This window comes from Microvirga sp. KLBC 81 (genome assembly GCF_003075415.1).
GTDB lineage: Bacteria > Pseudomonadota > Alphaproteobacteria > Rhizobiales > Beijerinckiaceae > Microvirga.
This window is the reverse complement of the sequence record NZ_QDAH01000315.1, coordinates 1-605: the sequence shown is the minus strand read 5'-3', so window position 1 is coordinate 605 and position 605 is coordinate 1. Positions and strand designations below refer to the sequence as shown.

Genomic DNA, 605 nt, shown 5'->3' with positions numbered 1-605 from the left:
GCGGCGGCGGTCCCCCCGCATCTTTTTCCCCGACCGGCGGCTTGCAACCGCAGATGCCGCAGGAACAGGCAGGCAATCAGGGTCAGCAATGCATGCCGGTGCAGGCCGCGCCATGAGTGGCCCTCGAAGTGGTCAAGCCCGAGTTCTTCCTTGAGCCGCTGGTGGGCCTGCTCGCACACCCAGCGCACCTTGATGAGGGCTGCCAGCTGTTTCAGCTTTGTGTCGGGCGGCAGGTTGGAAAAATAGTACTTGCGCTCGCCTGACGAGCGATGCTCACCGACCAGCCAGACCTCATCGCCGGGCAGATGCCGGGCGGCGTGTCCGCGCAATTGAACCGCCGGTCCATCGGCCACCCGCACACGCACGGCGGCAAATCTCGCTTGCTGCGGCCCCTTGGTGCCGCGCCGCCAGGTGATCCGGCGCCATTGAACCTTTGCCGGCATCGCCTCCGCCGGGATCGCTTGCTGATCCGGGATCAGCGTCTTGCGCGGTCGTCCGCGTGTGGTGGTGGAGGCGACCAGCTGCACCTCGGTCGGATAGACCTTCTGGATGCGAACCGTTCCGACGGCCCAGAGCAACCCGAGAGCCGAGAGCGCTTGGCGGAA

At 66.4% G+C, this 605-nt stretch carries 1 protein-coding gene; it reads right to left on the bottom strand.

The genetic code is table 11. From position 1 onward, the window contains the following. Nucleotides 1-605, bottom strand: a 605-nt coding sequence (locus tag DC522_RS33965; RefSeq protein WP_165820452.1) for a transposase, incomplete at both ends; no start/stop codon positions are given.